The 16,444-nt window shown below is 74.6% G+C and carries 15 protein-coding genes; 9 read left to right on the plus strand and 6 right to left on the minus strand.

The features are described from left to right. Positions 1–76: 76 nt before the first annotated feature. The gene (locus tag A6F73_RS28485) at positions 77–1,018 is read right to left on the minus strand and encodes an SDR family oxidoreductase (RefSeq protein ID WP_063350389.1); all 942 of its coding nucleotides are present in this window, start codon (positions 1,016–1,018) and stop codon (positions 77–79) included. A 121-nt stretch (positions 1,019–1,139) separates the two neighbouring features. After that, entirely contained in the window at positions 1,140–1,568 is a 429-nt protein-coding gene (locus tag A6F73_RS28490) for a DUF5997 family protein (protein ID WP_063350390.1), read from the minus strand. Positions 1,569–1,626: 58 nt separating this feature from the next. Between A6F73_RS28490 and A6F73_RS28495 the strand changes: the two genes are divergently transcribed. The 3 genes from A6F73_RS28495 (at position 1,627) to A6F73_RS28505 (ending at position 3,724) form a co-directional block, all read left to right on the plus strand. Beyond that, complete coding sequence (locus tag A6F73_RS28495) at positions 1,627–2,451, plus strand: LysR family substrate-binding domain-containing protein (protein ID WP_063350391.1); 825 nt, start codon at positions 1,627–1,629, stop codon at positions 2,449–2,451. Between the two features lie 119 nt (positions 2,452–2,570). Beyond that, complete coding sequence (locus A6F73_RS28500) at positions 2,571–3,152, plus strand: YetF domain-containing protein (protein ID WP_063350392.1); 582 nt, start codon at positions 2,571–2,573, stop codon at positions 3,150–3,152. Positions 3,153–3,265: 113 nt separating this feature from the next. Then, positions 3,266–3,724: a hypothetical protein gene (locus A6F73_RS28505; RefSeq protein ID WP_063350393.1), complete on the plus strand. Its 459-nt coding sequence runs from the start codon at positions 3,266–3,268 to the stop codon at positions 3,722–3,724. Positions 3,725–3,776: 52 nt separating this feature from the next. Here the strand turns inward: A6F73_RS28505 and A6F73_RS28510 are convergent, their stop codons facing one another. Next, the gene (locus A6F73_RS28510; RefSeq protein ID WP_063350394.1) at positions 3,777–5,108 is read right to left on the minus strand and encodes a cytochrome P450; all 1,332 of its coding nucleotides are present in this window, start codon (positions 5,106–5,108) and stop codon (positions 3,777–3,779) included. A 240-nt stretch (positions 5,109–5,348) separates the two neighbouring features. Between A6F73_RS28510 and A6F73_RS28515 the strand changes: the two genes are divergently transcribed. Beyond that, positions 5,349–6,752: an amidase gene (locus tag A6F73_RS28515; protein WP_063350395.1), complete on the plus strand. Its 1,404-nt coding sequence runs from the start codon at positions 5,349–5,351 to the stop codon at positions 6,750–6,752. Between the two features lie 90 nt (positions 6,753–6,842). On the opposite strand, the gene A6F73_RS28520 is transcribed toward A6F73_RS28515, so the two are convergent. Next, on the minus strand, positions 6,843–8,792 hold the full coding sequence (locus tag A6F73_RS28520) for an FUSC family protein (RefSeq protein WP_063350396.1): 1,950 nt from the start codon (positions 8,790–8,792) through the stop codon (positions 6,843–6,845). A gap of 453 nt (positions 8,793–9,245) precedes the next feature. Here A6F73_RS28520 and A6F73_RS28525 point away from each other — a divergent pair, with 453 nt between their 5' ends. The 5 genes from A6F73_RS28525 (at position 9,246) to A6F73_RS28545 (ending at position 14,831) form a co-directional block, all read left to right on the plus strand. Further along, positions 9,246–10,337: a YbiU family protein gene (locus tag A6F73_RS28525; protein WP_063350397.1), complete on the plus strand. Its 1,092-nt coding sequence runs from the start codon at positions 9,246–9,248 to the stop codon at positions 10,335–10,337. Then, positions 10,319–11,695 carry a DUF6271 family protein gene (locus A6F73_RS28530; RefSeq protein WP_063350398.1) on the plus strand — a complete coding sequence of 459 codons (1,377 nt, stop codon included), beginning with the start codon at positions 10,319–10,321 and terminating at the stop codon, positions 11,693–11,695. Before A6F73_RS28525 ends, A6F73_RS28530 begins: the two co-directional genes overlap by 19 nt. A 150-nt stretch (positions 11,696–11,845) precedes the next feature. Beyond that, complete coding sequence (locus A6F73_RS28535; protein ID WP_244293730.1) at positions 11,846–12,988, plus strand: type III PLP-dependent enzyme; 1,143 nt, start codon at positions 11,846–11,848, stop codon at positions 12,986–12,988. Beyond that, complete coding sequence (locus A6F73_RS28540; protein ID WP_063350399.1) at positions 12,985–13,581, plus strand: GNAT family N-acetyltransferase; 597 nt, start codon at positions 12,985–12,987, stop codon at positions 13,579–13,581. The genes A6F73_RS28535 and A6F73_RS28540 overlap by 4 nt, the downstream gene beginning before the upstream one ends. A 5-nt stretch (positions 13,582–13,586) precedes the next feature. Continuing rightward, positions 13,587–14,831 carry an MFS transporter gene (locus tag A6F73_RS28545; RefSeq protein WP_063351624.1) on the plus strand — a complete coding sequence of 415 codons (1,245 nt, stop codon included), beginning with the start codon at positions 13,587–13,589 and terminating at the stop codon, positions 14,829–14,831. A gap of 100 nt (positions 14,832–14,931) precedes the next feature. On the opposite strand, the gene A6F73_RS28550 is transcribed toward A6F73_RS28545, so the two are convergent. Both A6F73_RS28550 and A6F73_RS28555 read right to left on the minus strand, forming a co-directional pair. Next, complete coding sequence (locus tag A6F73_RS28550; RefSeq protein WP_063350400.1) at positions 14,932–15,318, minus strand: MerR family transcriptional regulator; 387 nt, start codon at positions 15,316–15,318, stop codon at positions 14,932–14,934. A gap of 18 nt (positions 15,319–15,336) precedes the next feature. Beyond that, positions 15,337–16,359, minus strand: coding sequence for an NADP-dependent oxidoreductase (locus A6F73_RS28555; protein ID WP_063350401.1), 1,023 nt, complete (start codon positions 16,357–16,359; stop codon positions 15,337–15,339). Between the last annotated feature and the right edge of the window lie 85 nt (positions 16,360–16,444).

The raw sequence follows: 16,444 nt of genomic DNA on the forward strand, positions 1-16,444 counted from the left end.
GTGGCGGCGCGGTCAATACGCGGCGCGGGGAAAGGGGTTCTCCCCGGCGCCCGGTGGCGCCGCCGCCGACGCCCCGTCAGCGGTAGCCCTCCGGCGCGGCCGGTTTGCCCGCGTCCTGCACCTCGACCAGGTAGCGCCAGCAGTCCGGCCGGCTGCCGTCGCGGTCGGTGAAGCCGTACTCCAGGGACAACTGCCCGCTGGACACCGACCCGCCGTTCCAGCGGGAGACCTCGGGGTCGGTGGCGAGGGCGGCGACCGCCCGGCCGACGAAGTACGGGCTCTCGGAGATGCCGAAGTGCGGCTCCCGGGCCAGGGCGTCGCGCCAGTTCTCCTCGGTGACGCCGAAGTGCTCCAGCATGATCTCCGAGCGCATCCAGCCGGGGGTGAGCGCCAGGGCGGTGGCGCCGCGCGGGCCCAGCTCGTGGCCGAGCGCGAAGGCCATCCGCAGCACGGAGGCCTTGGCGAGGTCGTAGAAGAACGAGTTCCGGTAGGTGTCGCGGTTGTACTCGGTGGTTCCGTCGGTCATCTCGACGACCAGGCCGCCCGGGCGGCGCAGCAGCAGCGGGAGGGCGTGGTGGCTGGTGACGGCGTGCGTCTCCACCGCGAGGCGGAGCAGCCGCAGGCCGTCGTCCAGGTCGTGCTCCCAGACCGGGACGTTCCAGCCGAACAGGTTCTCGCCGCCCCAGATGTCGTTGACCAGGACGTCCAGCCGGCCCTGCTCGGCGTCGATCCGTTGCACCAGGGCGGCCACCTGGGACGGGACCAGGTGGTCGGTCGGCACTGCGATGCCCCGGCCGCCGGCCGCGGTGACCAAGTCCGCGGTGTCCTCGATGGTCTCCGGCCGGCCGTACTCCGAGCGCTGCTCGCGGGTGCTTCGCCCGGTGACGTACACCGTCGCCCCGGCGGCGCCCAGCTCCACCGCGATGCCCCGCCCGGCGCCCCGGGTCGCCCCCGCGACCAGGGCGATCCGACCGTCCAGCGCCCGTGCTGCCCGTGTTTCCCCTGCTGCCTGTGCCATCCGCAAGCTCCCTGTCCGCATGTCCGCCGACGACTGTGCCGACGCCCGTGGAACGGACGTCGGCACCAGCCTTGCGCAGGGGTCTGACAATCGGGCCCGGCCGGCGGCCGGAGCGCGCGGGTCAGCCGGCCTTGGCGGCCTTGGCAGCCTTGGCGGCCTGCGCCGCGGCGTCCTTCTCCTGCTTCTCCTTGATCCGGACGGCCTCCTTGCGGACGTCCACCTGGTTGGCGCGCTCGTGCTGCAGCCAGAGCGGGTTCTCGGCCTTGAGGGCCTCGATCTGCTCGGTGGTGAGCGCCTCGGTCACGCCGCCGCGGGCCAGGCCGGCGATGGAGACGCCGAGCTTGGCGGCGACCACCGGGCGAGGGTGCGGGCCGTTCTGGCGCAGCTCCTGGAGCCACTGCGGCGGGTCGGCCTGAAGCGCGCTGAGCTCCTCGCGGGAGACCACACCCTCCTGGAAGCCGGTCGGCGCCGCGTCGAGGTAGATCCCCAGCTTCTTGGCGGCGGTGGCCGGCTTCATGGTCTGGCTGGTCTTCTGCTTGAGCGATGTCATGGTGACAAGGGTAAGGGAGTGCGCGGGCGCTCCCGGTCACGGTCGGTAGCCTTGCCCTGTGACAGACATGCAGGTGAACCCGTCCTTCCGGCTCGCGTACGTCCCGGGCGTGACCCCCGGCAAATGGGTCCGGGTGTGGTCCGAGCGGCTCCCGGACGTGCGGCTCGACCTTCTCGCCGTCCCGGCCGGAGACGGCGAGGGGACGCTGCGCGAGGGCACCGCGGACGCCGGGCTCGTCCGGCTGCCCGTCGACCGGGACGTGCTCAGCGCGATCCCGCTCTACGCCGAGACCACCGTCGTGGTCTTCCCCAAGGACCACTGGCTCGCGGCCGCCGAGGAGGTCGCGCTCGGCGACCTCGCCGAGGAGGTGGTGTTCCACCCGCTCGACGACACCCTCGGCTGGCCGGGCGGGCTGCCCGGCCGCCCGGCGATCGAGCGCCCGGCCAGCACCGCCGACGCCATCGAGCTGGTCGCGGCCAACGTCGGCGTGCTGCTGGTGCCGCAGTCGCTGGCCCGGCTGCACCACCGCAAGGACCTCACCTTCCGGCCGGTCGCCGAGGCGCCGCAGTCCCAGGTGGCGCTCGCCTGGCCGGAGGACCGCACGACGGAGCTGGTCGAGGAGTTCATCGGCATCGTCCGGGGCCGCACGGTCAACAGCTCGCGCGGGCGCGGCGCCCAGCCGGCGGCCGAGCCCCAGAAGGCCGCGGCGCCGCGCAAGTCCCAGCCGCAGAAGGGCGGCCAGCAGAAGTCCGGCCAGCAGAAGTCCGGTCAGCAGAAGTCCGGTCAGCAGAAGGGCGGCCAGCAGAAGGGCCGGCCGAAGCCCGCGGCGGGCGGCCGGGGTGCGGCCGCGGCCAAGCGCGGCAAGCCGAAGCGCCGCTCGTAGGTCCTGTCCGGCCGGGGACCCGGGTTCGTCCGGGTGCTGGCCGGGGCCCGGCGGGGCGCGTACCGTCGGGCCCGGGCGCTGCCCGCCCCGTCCGGCCGAGGGGTTGAAGGAGCGGGGCCATGTGGCACGACCTGGTGATCGTCCAGATTCCGATCGTGGAGAAGATCCTCCGCACGATCGCGGTCTACGCGCTGATCCTGATCCTGTTCCGGATCGCGGGGAAGCGCGGGCTGGCGGGCCTGAACACCTTCGACATGGTGGTCATCTTCCTGCTGTCCAACGTGGTGCAGAACGCGATCATCGGCAATGACAACAGCCTGCTCGGCGGCGCCATCGGTGCGGTCACCCTGATCGCGGTGAACGCCGCCGTCACCCGCTGGCTGGCCCACGACCCGCGTGCCGCCCGGCTGTTGGAGGGCACCCCGACCACCGTGGTGCGCGACGGCAAGCTCGTCCCGGGCGCGCTGCGCGGGCTGGCGCTGCGCGCGTCCGAGATCGAGCACGCCGTCCGCGTCCAGAACGGCGACACGATCCGCGACGTCGCGGTCGGGCGGCTGGAGCCCGACGGCCAGCTGGTGATCACCCTCAAGCCCGCCGAGCAGAGCGCCACCCGCGGCGACGTCGAGGACCTGCACCGCCGGCTGGAGGCCATCGAGCGGCTGCTCACCACCCTGGCGGCCGACCGGCGCGGCGAGGACTGACCCGGCGGCCACCCCAGAGGTCTGGGATGGGAACGGCCGCACCCGGCCCGGCAGGATTGGCGTAGACCACTTCCGTCCACACTCGCCGGGCCTCCGTCCGGCCGGAGGATCGAATGCTGCGCAGACTCTCCTGGATCCCGGCCCTGACGGCCGTCCTGCTCGCCCTGGTGGCCGGGCCGGCGGCCGGGACGGCATCCGCCGCGACCGAACGCGAATTCCTCCAGGGCTACGGGCAGTTGGTGCCGCTGCCGGCTCCGGTGACGCCGGCGCAGCAGTGCGTCGAGCGGCGGCTGTTCCTGGACGCCGGCACGTACGCCTGGAGCTTCAGCACGCCGGGCGGCAACGTGCCGTCCCAGGACGTCCAGCTCTCCTCGGGCTGGTTCCGTTGGACGATCTGCGTGTACCCGCGGGCGTCCGTCTACGGCGCGACCACCTGGCTCGACCCGGAGACCCCCGGCCAGCCGCACCTGGAGCGGACCACCAGCTTCGACGTCACCTTCACCTACACCTACACGTGGGACTCCATGCTCTACCGCTGGCAGGGCATCCCCCGCCCGCCGCGCACCATGTGACGCATCGTCAGGCGGGCTCCCGCCCGCCGCCGGCGCGGGGCGGGAGCCCCGGTCACCAGGCCCGGCGGGCGAGGGTGGCCGTGAAGGGGCGGGGGGACAGCGAGGAGCTGCGGGCGGGGCGGACCGGGCGGCCGGGGGTGGGGGTGACGGTCCAGCGGGCCGCGATGGTGGCGATGGCGAGGGCGGCCTCGGTGGTGCCGAACACGTCGCCGATGCAGCGGCGGGCGCCGAGGCCGAAGGGGGCGTAGGTACCGGGGGAGGGGCGGGTGATGGTGAGCCAGCGGTCGGGGTCGAAGCGGGCGGGGCAGGCGAAGACGTCGGCGCGGCGGTGCAGCAGGTACGGGCTGAACAGGATGGTCGCGCCGGCCGGGACGCGGTGGCCGCCGAGTTCGGCGTCGGCGGCGGCGACGCGGCTGAGGATCCACACCGGCGGGTAGAGCCGCAGCGTCTCGGTGACCACCCTGGCGGTGAGCGGCAGGGCGGGCAGGTCCTCGTGGCGGGCGGGGCGGCCGTCGAGCACGGTGTCCAGCTCGGCGTGCAGGCGGTCGCGGATGGCCGGGTGGGCGGCGAGCAGGGTCCAGGCCCAGGAGAGGGTGGCGGCGGTGGTCTCCATGCCGGCGAGCAGGAAGGTGACCACCTGGTCGTGGATCTCGGCGTCGGTGAGCCCCCGCCCGTCCTCGTCGCGGGCGCTGAGCAGCGTGGACAGCAGGTCGTTGTGGTCGGTGCCGGCGGCGCGGTAGTCGGCGATCAGCCGGCGGGTGACCTCCTTCAGGTCCTGTTGGGCGCGGCGGAAGCGGCGGTTGCCCGGGGTGGGGATGCGGTCGGTGCCGGGCAGCGGCATCATGACGCGCCGGCCGACGCCGCGGGTGATGACGTCCATGCTGTCGTGGACGGGCAGCGAGCCGGCCCGCTCGTGGGCGGCGAACAGGCAGCGGGCGGTCACCGCGGTGGTGAGGCGGTACATCGCGGCGGGGACGTCGACCACGTCGCCGTCGCTCCAGGAGGCGGTGGTGCCGGCGATCTCCTCGGCCATCATCGCGGCGTAGCCGGGCAGCCGGTCGCGGTGGAACGCGGGTTGCAGCATGCGGCGTTGGCGCCGGTGCGCGGCGGCCGGGCAGGTGGCCAGGCCGTCGCCGAAGACCTCGCGGGCCTTGTCGAGGACGAGCCCGCCCTTGTCGTAGGTGCGGTCCTCGGTGAGCAGTTGGCGGACCAGCTCGGGGTGGCAGGCGACGTACGCGTCCAGCGGGCCGAGCCGCAGCCGGACGAGGTCGCCGTGGGCGGGCAGGCCGGCGACGAACTCCAGCGGCCGGCGGACGAACGCGGGGACGTGGCCGAGCAAGGGGAGGGCGCCGGGGGCGGTGGCCGAGGTGTACTGGGTGGGCACGGGCGTCACCTTGGGGTGGGGGGTGGACCGGATCGGTTCGTGATCCGGCCTTTCCCCGGGGCCGTCGGCGAAACGATCTCCGACCGGCGGGTGGGGTGAACGCGGGGGCGCATGCCGAACGCCCGTGCGCCGTCGGGGGCCGACGGCGGGAGCCGGGGGTGGGGTATCCCTCGGCGCCGCCCCGCGCCTACACTGCGAACTCTTGCGCGACTACCGGTCAGTAGGGATTGGGGAGTTCGGATGACCGACGAGCGGGCCCACGGGTTCACCGACGACGCCCTCGGCGCGCACGACGCCGTGGCCCTGGCCGCCCTCGTCCGCGCCGGCGAGGTGGCCCCCGCCGAACTGGCCGCGGCCGCCGCCGCCCGCGCCGCCCGGGTCGACCGGACGCTCACCCCCGTCGCCCACCCGTCCTACGACCGGCCCCGGCTCGGCCCGGACGGCACCGACGGCCCGCTGTACGGCGTCCCCACCTTCCTCAAGGACAACGTCGACCTGCGCGGCCTGCCGACCGGCATGGGCAGCGAGGCCTTCCAGGCCCGCCCGGCCCGGCGCAACTCCCGCTTCACCGACCAGTTCCTCGCCACCGGCCTGGCCGTCCTCGGCAAGACCCGGCTGCCCGAGTTCGGCCTCAACGCCTCCACCGAGTTCGCCACCGCCCAGCCGGTGCGCAACCCGTGGAAGCCCTCGCACTCGGCCGGCGCCTCCTCCGGCGGCTCGGCCGCGCTGGTCGCCGCCGGAGTGGTGCCGATCGCGCACGCCAACGACGGCGGCGGATCGATCCGCATCCCGGCCGCCTGCTGCGGACTGGTCGGACTCAAGCCCACCCGGGGCCGCCTGGTCACCAACGCCCAGGGCGGCAAACTGCCGATCGACCTCGTCACCGACGGCGTGCTCACCCGCTCCGTCCGCGACACCGCCGCCTTCTACGCCGCCGCCGAGTGTCACCACCGCAACCCCGCGCTGCCCCCGCTCGGCCTGGTCGAAGGCCCGGGGCGGCGCCGGCTGCGGATCGGACTGGTCGTGGACTCGCCGCTCGCCGGCACCGACGAGCCCACCCGCACCGCCGTCGAGCAGACCGCCGCCCGGCTGGCCGCACTGGGCCACCACGTCGAGGAGACCACTCTGCCGTTCGGCGAGGAGTTCTCCCGCGACTTCGTCCTCTACTGGGGCTACATCGCCTTCGCCATCGCGGTCAGCGGCCGGCTGATGCTGGACCGCAGCTTCCGGATCAACCGGCTCGACGGCCTGACCACCGGGCTGCGCCGGCTCTACCAGCGGGAGTTCCTGCACACCCCGGCCGTGCTGCGCCGGCTGCGCGGCGCCGAAGCCGCGTACGCGGGCCTCTTCCGCACCCACGACGTGATCCTCTCGCCGGTCCTCGCGCACGCCGCCCCGCCGATCGGCCACCTCAGCCCGAACGTGGCCTTCGACGAGCTGATCGAGCGCCTCCAGCGCTACGTGGCCTTCACCCCGGTCAACAACGTGACCGGCGGTCCCGGCATCGCCCTGCCCACCGGCGCCGCGCCGAGCGGCCTGCCGATCGGCGTGCACCTCTCGGCCGCGTACGGGCAGGAGCGGCTGCTGCTGGAGCTGGCCTTCGAGCTGGAGGCGGACCGGCCCTGGCGGCGGATCCAGGACTGACCGGGCCTGCGGCGGGACTGGCCCGGCCTTCGACGGGGCGGATGCCCGAGCGGCCGCTCCAGGACCGGCCGGCCCCGGCCGGCCCGGCCCTCAGGCGGGCACCACCGCCCGCGCCGCCTGCACCTCGCGGTGCAGCCGGCCCAGCGCGCAGTCGGGCCGGAGGTCGTCCGGCCCGGCCTCGGGCAGCGGCCCGCCGCTGCGCAGCGCCCCGGCCAGGTCGGACAGCTCCCGGACGACGGCGCCGACCTCGGCCGGGGACGGCGCCGGAGCGCCGTGCTCGACCCGGACCCGGGTGGCGGTCGTGGTGTCCACGATCCGCTCGACCGCGATCACCAGCGGCCACCAGGCCTCGGCCCGGGCCCCGACCGGCGGCGGTTCGGTGAGCGCCCGCTGGAACTCGCTGCGCACGGCGGACAGGTCCCGGTAGAGCCGCCGCCGGTACCGGGCGCGGGCCGGCTGGTCGGCCCCGGGCCCGGTGGTGAAGGCCAGCGAGACGTACGCGGCGGAGTCCGCGACGGCGTCGGCCAGCCGCTCCCCGATCCGGGTGTGCCAGGACTCCGGCCACAGCAGGTAGCCGGTCAGCAGCGCGATGCCGCAGCCGATCAGCGAGTCGTACAGCCGGGGCAGCACCAGGTGGAAGCCCCGGTGGTTGAGCAGGTCGGAGAGCAGCAGGATCACCGGGGTGATCGCCGCGGTCTGGAACGCGTACCCCTTCGCCGACAGCACCGGGATCAGGGCCGCCAGCGCCGCCATCACCGGCACGTCCCACCAGCCGTGCGGCACCTCGGCCAGCACCGGGATGGCGATCAGCAGCCCGGCGGCGGTGCCGAGCGCGCGCAGCACCGCCCGGGAGAACACCGAGCCGAAGTCGGGCTTCAGCACGAAGGTGACGGTCAGTGACACCCAGTACGAGCGGGGCACCGCGATCACCGACACCAGGATCTGGGCGAGGCCGATGCACAGGGCCAGCCGCAGCCCGTACCGCCAGGACGCGCCGGACAGCAGCAGCGCGTGGGCGGCCCGGCGGGTGCGGACCCGCAGCGCGGCGGGCCGGCCGAGCGGGTCGCCGTCGGCGTACGGGTCGGGTGCGGGCTCGTGCGCGACGGCCCGGGCGTGGCCGATCGCGGCGACCAGGGCGCGGGTGGACGGCCCGGCCGGATCGGGCAGTCCGGGCGGCGGGGTCGATCCGGAGCGGCCCCGCTCGACGGCCGCGGCCAGCTCGCGCACCGCCGCCGGGTAGGCGGGCGGCAGCGGACCGTACTCGCGCGGGCGCAGCTGCGCCGCCGAGGCGGCCTCCACCACCGGGATGGCGGCGTTGAGCTGGGCGAGCAGCCGGACCAGGGTGGGGGAGCGGCCGTGCCGGCGGGCCCGGCGGGCGAGCAGCAGGTCGTAGGACTGGTTCAGCGACTGGGTGAGCGCCTGCCGCGCGTCGTCGGCTCCGGGGGTGCCGGCGGCCTCCAGGAAGGCGGCGACCGACCGGTAGGTGCCGGCCACGGCGGAGCGCTCCGGCGCGCCGCCGCGCAGCGGCCAGGCGAGCAGGGTGAGGCCGAGCACCAACAGGCCGCCGAGCAGCAGCAGTCCGGGCGGCGCCCACCAGGGGGAGGGCAGCGGCAGTCCGGCGCCGACCACCGCGTTGAGCAGCAGGAGCAGTCCGGACACCGAGGCGACCGCGCCGATCGAGGAGATCATGCCGGAGACCAGGGCGACGGCGGTCAGCACGGCGACGGCCGTCCAGCCCGCACCGTACACCAGGGTGCCGAGCAGGACCCCGAGGGCGCCGAACAGCTGCGGCACGGCGATGTTGAACACCCGCATCCGGTAGGCGTCCGCGGTGTCCCCGATGACCCCGGACAGCGCGCCCATCGACACCAGCGCGCCGTACCCGGGGCGGCCGGTGGCCGTGCCGACCGCGAGCGGCGCGGCCAGCGCCACCGAGGCCCGGGCGGCGGCGGCCCAGGGGACCGGCGCGGCCTTGGGGCGCAGGCTCGCGGTCAGCCAGCCCGGCGGGGTGAGCCGGGTGGCGGCGGGGCGGTGTGCCATAGGCCCAACGTACGGCGCGAAGGTCAGGGCGCAACGCTGGGGAACTCGTTTTGGTTCACGCCCGGGTATGTCAATTCTCGAAACATACTCCGGCTTATGTCACTCTCCGAAACATAAAGCGAACCCCAAGGGGCCATCTGAACTGCAGGGATTTCCCTATTGGTAACCAGCCGTCGAGGGTTGACACCATTAGTTGGTCTAGTCCAACGTATGAGGGGCGCGGTTCGGCCAGGGCTGAGGCAGGGTGAGGGGCCTTGCCGGACCGGCGAGTTGGCCCTCTGACGTGGCGGAACCTTGCACGGCCGGGGCCCGGGCGAGGTGGAGCGCATGCGGACGGCATGCGGTCCGCGGGCTGAATTCCACGCACGGCCGGTGACGGGCCGTCGGCTCGCCGTGCCCGCACTGTGCGTCCAGGAAGCGCTGCGTCGACTACGAACCATGGAGTGACTGCCCATGCCGAGCCCTGACGGATATCTGCACCGAGCCGCCTCGGCGCGCCCCTACTTCAGCGAGGACGGGGAGAGCTACCTCGCGCGCACGGCGCTGCGCGAAGTCCGCAAGGAGCGTCCGCTGCGGGTGCTCTCCGAGGAGGACTTCGCGTTCTGGCAGACCTACGGCTACATCGTGGTCAAGGAGGCCATCCCGGCCGAGGCCGCACGGCGCCTGCTCGACTTCGCCTGGGACTTCCAGGGCCTCTCGCCCGACCGCCCCGAGGACTGGTACCGCGAATGCGACCACCGCGACGAACTCGACCGGGAACTGCACATCTACGGCTTCGTCGAGGCCTACCACCACCAGCTGATCTGGGACAGCAGACAGGCCCGACGGGTCTACGACGCCTTCGTCGACGTCTGGGACTGCGAGGAGCTCTGGGTCACCCTCGACCGGCTCAACCTCAACCCGCCGAACATCCGCAACCGCGACCGCGCGCTGATCGAGCCCACCGACCGGGGCTTCGACATCGAACTGCACTGGGACGTCGACACCACCCAGGGCATGCTGCCCCAGCGCGTCCAGGGCATCATCGCGCTCGACGACACCCGGCCCGACCACGGCGGCTTCCAGTGCAACCCGGAGCTGTTCCGCCGCTTCAACGAGTGGCAGGCCGCCCAGGCCGCCGACCGCGACCCGATCCGCCCGGACGTCGACCGCACCGAGTTCCCGGTGGTGCGGCCCGAGTTGAAGGCCGGCGACCTGCTGATCTGGAACGGCCTGCTCGCCCACGGCGTCGCCCGCAACACCTCCGAGAACGGCGTCCGCGCCGTGCAGTACCTGTCGATGATGCCCGCGCTGGAGGAGGCCGCGCAGCTGCGCCGCTCCCGGGTGGAGTCCTGGCGCACCCTCGCCACCCCGGACTGGAACCGCACCCTGGTCGGCGACGCGACCCGCCACGAGTCGCTGCGCTACGGGCCCGCCGAACTCACCGAACTCGGCGAGCGGTTGCTCGGCCTGCGCTCCTGGCACGGCCCGGAGTCCACGGACGACCGGCCCGCCCCGCAGCCCGCCGAGTCCACGGGGGAGCCGGCATGCGCGCCGTCTGCCTGACCCTGCCCACCAACCGCGAGTGCGCGGCCACCATCGCGGCGATCGGCGCCGAAGCCGCCTACGCCGCACGGCGGTTCGGCGTCCGGGTGCACCTGCTGATCCTGGACTCCGCCGATCCGGCCACCTACCGGCGGCACGCCGAGGCCGTCGCCGCGCTGCCCGCCGCCGGGTCCGGTGCTGCGCCCGGTGTCGGCTCTGGTGCCGCTTTCGAGGCCGGGGAGGTGGTCGTCCACCACCTCGACGAGGCCGCCCAACGCGCCTTCCTGCGCGACGTGATCGAGCGCTCCGGCGCCGCCGGCCCCGACGGGCCGCTCGGCGACAAACTGCTCGACCTGATGCTCCCCGACGCCGTCTCCTACGGCGCCTGCACCAACCGGGCGTTCCTGCTCGCCGGTGCGCTCGGCTGCGCCTCCGTGCACCGCCGCGACTCCGACAGCGCGTACCAACTGCTCGACGGCGAACCGGTGTTCCCGATCGAGCGCGAGCTCGCCACGCTCGGCCTCAAGGCGGCCGACGCGGCCGCCGCCGTCACCAAGGTCACCCTCGACCCGGTGCACGCCGACAAGCCCGTCGCCCTGGTCGGCGGCTCCTTCATCGGTGAACTCTCCGTCGACATCGGCGAGATCCGCGAACTCGACCCGGACGCCTACCACCAGGTCGTCGCGCTCTGGGCGCCCACCGGCGCGAGCGAGCAGGAACGCCGCGAACTCGTCGCCGACTCCTTCACCGGCGGCGGCACCGACCCGTTCCGCCGCGACCGCGCCGTGCTCGACCTGCCCGACATCTGGCGGATCGACATGTGCAACGTCGCCCTCGACCACGAGGTCTACGACCGCGTCCCGCTGCCGCCCGCCACCGCCACCATCGGCAGCGACTACTTCCTGCTGCACCTCGTCCGCGACGCCACCCTGCCCGGCGTCGTCCACAACCGGCACATCGTCAACTACTACACCCCGGAACGTCGCACCGGCACGGGCTTCACTGCCTACCAGCTGCGCTACGCCAAGTTCCTGCTCTCCATGCTCTACCTCTACCCGGTCTACTCCGAGATGGAGGCGGCCCGCGGGGCCCTCCTCGACGAGGCGCACCACATCCGCGCCGACGTCATCGCCGACTCCGCCCGCCGCAGCGCCGCGACGGACCGCGCGGAGAACCACCGACGGCTCGACGCGCTGGACCACTGCTACCGGCAACTCGGCGGGAAGTACGCCGAGTTCGCCGACCACCTGGCGCCCCAGCGGGCGCGTCTGCTCGACGAAGCGCAGGCGGACATCGAGGACTTCGCGCTGCTGATCGACGCGTGGGGTCCGCTCATGCGGGCGAGCAAGGCCACGCCCGCCGACCGGCTGCCGCGGTAGCCGCACCGGGAGCCATTCGTGAAACGTCAGACCATCGCCCACCGCGCCCCGGCGCACCACACCACCGCCCACACCGGCGTCGCGCCCGACCCGGCCGCGCACGACCGGACGGCGCTCCGCGCCGCCCTCGCCGCCGCCACCGACGACCGGATCATCTACGACCTCGACGGCATCGAGCGCCAGTACACCGACCTGATCGGCGAACTACCCGACGTCACCGTCCGGTTCGCCATGAAGGCCTGCCCGGTGGACGAGGTGCTCAGCCGCCTCGCCGCCCTCGGCTCCGGCTTCGACGCGGCCAGCCCCCAGGAGATCGCCCAGGCCCTGCGCACCGGGGTGAGCCCCGACCGCATCCACTACGGCAACACCATCAAGTCCGACCGCAACATCGCCGAGGCCTACCGGCTGGGCGTGCGCGACTTCGCCACCGACAGCCTGGAGGACGTCGCCGCCATCGCCGAACACGCCCCCGGCTCCCGGGTGTTCTGCCGGGTCGCCACCTCGGGCGACGGCGCCCTGTGGGGCCTGAGCCGCAAGTTCGGCTGCTCGCCCGAGGACGCCCTGCGCGTCCTGGACGCCGCCCGCTCGGCCGGCCTCACCCCGTCCGGACTCTCCGTGCACGTCGGCTCCCAGCAGATGACCGCCGAAGCCTGGGGCGCCGCCGTGGACTCGCTCGCCGCCGTCCTGGAGGCGCTCAACTGGCGCGGCATCACCCCGCAGCGGATCAACCTCGGCGGCGGCCTGCCCGCCCTCGGCGTCCTGGACCGGCACGGCCGCCCGCTCGACCCGCCGCTGGACAAGATGTTCGCGGTCATCCGCGAGGGCATGGACCGGCTGCGCACCGTCAACGCCGCGCCGCTGGAGTTCCTGCTGGAGCCCGGCCGGCACCTCGTCGCCGACCACGGCGCCATCCGCGCCCACGTCGCCCGGCTCTCCTCCCGGCACCAGCTCGACGGCACCCGCGAGGACTGGCTCTTCCTGAGCTGCGGCAAGTTCAACGGCCTGTACGAGATGGACGAGCTCCAGTACCGGCTCGAATTCCCCACCCACCCCGGCGGCCAGTTCGTCAACGCCGTCGTCGCCGGCCCGACCTGCGACAGCGACGACGCGTACGCCCAGGAGGACGGCCTGGTCCGCGTCCCGCGCGCGATCGCCTCCGGCGAACCGGTCTGGATCCACTCCTGCGGCGCCTACGCCACCGCCTACACCACCCAGGGGTTCAACGGCTTCGAGCCGCTGCCCTACACCTGCATCGGCGGAGCCGGCGGCCCGGACGGAGACAGCGGCAGATGACCGACCTGAGCATCCGGCTGCTCCAGGAGGAGGACTGGGACGGCGTCGTCGCGCTGGAGGAGCGCGCCTACGCCGCCAGCGGCCTGTCCGAAGGCCGCGAGGCGCTGCGCTCCCGCCACCGCGCCTCGCCCGACACCTGCTTCGTCCTGGAGCACGCCGGCGGCCTCGGCGGCTACCTGCTGGCCCTGCCCTACCCGCTGTTCCAGTGCCCCGACCTCAGCCGGGCCGAGGCCGGCGGCGTCCGCGCGACCAACATGCACCTCCACGACCTGGTCGTCGCCGAGGACCTGCGCGGCCGCGGCCTGGCCCACCGGATGCTGCGCGGCCTGGAGGAGACCGCCCGGGCCCGCGGCTACCGCACCATGTCCCTGGTCGCCGTCCGCGGCTCGCAGGTGGTGTGGGCCCCGCTGGGCTACCGCGCCCGCCCCGAGATCGGACTGCCCGGGAGCTACGGCCCCGAGGCGCTCTACATGGCGATGCCGCTGAGCCCGGCCGCCGCCCCGGCCCCGGTCGCCGTCCCGGTCGTCGTCCAGGCGTTGACCCCCTCCACCGACCCGTCCCTCGGGTTCCCACCCAGAGCCGAAGTGGGCTGATGCACATGTCCCCCGTTCGCGACGACTTCCGCCGGTCCCAACTGGCCATCGCCGCACTGTTCTTCCTGCTCGGATTCCAGTACGCGACCTGGGTCTCCCGGATCCCCGCACTGAAGGCCCGGCTCGACCTCGGCGAGGCCCAGATCGGCCTGCTGCTGATGACCTGCGGGGTCGGCGCGGCGGTGTCCTTCCCGCTGGTCGCGGTGCTGATGCGGCGGTTCGGCTCCCGCCTGCTGTCCGTGCTCTCCGCGCTCGCCCTCGGCGTCGTCCTGGTCGCCCTGTCCGTGGTGCCCGACTACCCGCTCACCCTGCTGGTGCTGTTCTGCGACGGCGTCGCCGTGGGCTGCCTGAACGTCGCGATGAACGCCCAGGGCGCGGCGCTGGAGGCCCGCTACGCGCGGACCACCATGTCCCGCCTGCACGCCACCTTCAGCGCCGGCTCGCTGCTCGCCGCGCTGCTCGCCTCCGGCGTCACCGCCTTCACCGGCACGCTCGCCGTGCACTTCGGGGTCGCCGCCGCGCTGCTCGCGGTGCTGGTCGTGGCCGCCCGGCCCGGACTGCTCACGGACGACGCGCCGGCCGCGGCGCAGGACGGGCCGGACCAGGAGCAACCGGACCAGGAGCAGGCGTCGGCCGCGAAGAAGGACCGCCGCCGCTTCGCCCTCCCGGCCGCGGCGACCCTCTGGATGGGCCTGGCGATGGTGTTCGGCACCGTCACCGAGGGCGCCATGAACGACTGGTCCGCGCTCTACCTCAAGGACGTCGTGAACGCCGGTGCCGGGCTCGCCCCGCTGGGCATCGCCGTCGTCTCGGTGATGATGGTGCTCGCCCGGATCTTCGCGGACGGCTGGCGCACCCGCTTCGGCGACGGCCGGATCGTGCGGACCGGCAGCCTGCTGGCCGGCGCCGGACTGGCCCTCGCCCTGCTCGTCGGCGGCGTCGTGCCGACCCTGATCGGCTTCGCCTGCGTCGGCCTCGGCGTCGCGGCGGTCACCCCGTGCGTCTACGTCGCCGCGGCCCGCCAGGGCTCGGACGCGCTCTCCCTGGTCGCCGCGATGGGCACCACCGGGCTGCTCGCCGGGCCCGCCGTGATCGGCTTCATCGCCGACGCCACCAGCCTGGTGTGGGGCATGGCCGCCGTCGCCGTCTCCGCCGCGGTCGTCTCGCTCTGCGCCACCCGGATCGGCTGGCCCGCCCCGGAGCCCCACCCCGAGCCCCTCGACGGCCGACTCGCCCCGGACGCCGGCTAGCTCCCCCCGCAGACCTCGCCCGGAACGCCGCGCCTCCCCCGTCGCGGCGTTCCGGGCGAGCCGTGTTCCGGGCGAGCCGTGTTCCGGATGGTGGACCGGGTCAGCCCGGCAGGTCCGCGCCCCCGGCGGCGACGTGCCGGGCGAGGCGCTCGCGCAGGGCGGTCAGCCGGGCGATCTCGGCGTCCAGGGCGGCGAGCCGGGCGGTGACCACCGGGGCGAAGGTCTCCAGGCCGGGGGAGTCCGAGCAGCGGCGCGGCGGCTCCTCAGTGAGCAGGTCCAGGCGGTGCGGGCGGCTGGCCAGGTCGTCGACGGTCAGCCCGACGGCCAGCAGCCGGCGGATCGCCCGCACCCGGGCGACCTCGGTCGGCCCGTACTCGCGCTGGCCCGAGGCGGACCGGGGCGGCGGCGGCAGCAGCCCCCGCTGCTCGTAGAAGCGCAGTGCCCTGGGCGTGGTGCCCGCCGCTGCCGCCGCGTCCCCGATCCGCATGGCCGTTCCTCCTCGGTGCTATGCGAGGTCGACGATCGTCGCCCCGAAGGTGTCCCCGTCGAACAACCTCCGCAACGCCTGCGGCGCCTGGTCGATGCCCGCCACCCGCGTCGACGGGAAGACGATCTCGCCGGTGCGCAGCCAGCCGCCGAACCGCTGCCGCCACTCGGCCTCCAGGTCCGGGTGGTCCACGCCGGTGAAGCCGCGCAGGGTCAGGCCCAGCATGATCGCCCGGAAGCTGTCCACCAGAGCCGGCGAACTGCCGCCCCGCCGCTCCGGTGCCAACTGCCCGGACAGCGCGCCGACCAGGGCGAACCGGGCCCCCGGCCGGGCCGCGTCGACGGCGGCCGTCAGCTGCTCCCCGCCGACCAGGTCCAGCAGCACGTCGACGCCCTCCGGCGCGGCCTCGGCCAGCTGCGCGGCGAACGGCCGCTCGCCGCGCACCAGTACCGCGTCGTAGCCGAGTTCGGCGGTGAGCCGCTTCGCCTTGGCGGGGGAGCCGGTGGTGCCGATCACCCGGGAGGCGCCCAGCAGCCGGGCGACCTGCCCGGCCAGCGTGCCGACCGCGCCCGCCGCGCCGGTCACCAGCACCACGTCCCCCGGGCGTACCCCGGCGCTGCGGGTCAGCCCGCCGTAGGCGGCCGTGCCGGGGGAGAGCAGCGCCACCGGGTCCGGGAACCCCGGGTCGACCGGAGTGAACCCTGCGGCGTCCGCGACCACGAGGTCCCGCCACCCCCGCAGGTGGGTGACCAGGTCGCCCGGCCGAAGGTGCCCGCCCGCCGGAGCGGCCAGCACCTCCCCGAGGGCCGGCCCGTACAGCGCGTCCCCGGGCCCGATCGCCGGCAACGGCGCCCCCGTGAGCTCGCCCCCGATCAGCGTGCGCAGGCCCGGGAAGACCAGGAAGGCCCGATTGCGGACGACCACCTCGCCCGTCCCCGGCGCCGGCAACGGCTCCTCCACCACCGCGAAGTCCCCGGGCCCGGGCAACCCGCCCGGCTCGGTGACCAACCGGACGACCCGGGCCGTCGTGGGCAGCGTCATCGCAGCACTCCTCCAGAACCGACGCGGCGGCCGATCCGCCGCAGGTGCCCGGACGCTAACCCCTGACCCGTGCGTCAGGGGCAAC

The sequence above is a fragment of the Streptomyces sp. MJM8645 genome (assembly GCF_001625365.1).
GTDB lineage: Bacteria > Actinomycetota > Actinomycetes > Streptomycetales > Streptomycetaceae > Kitasatospora.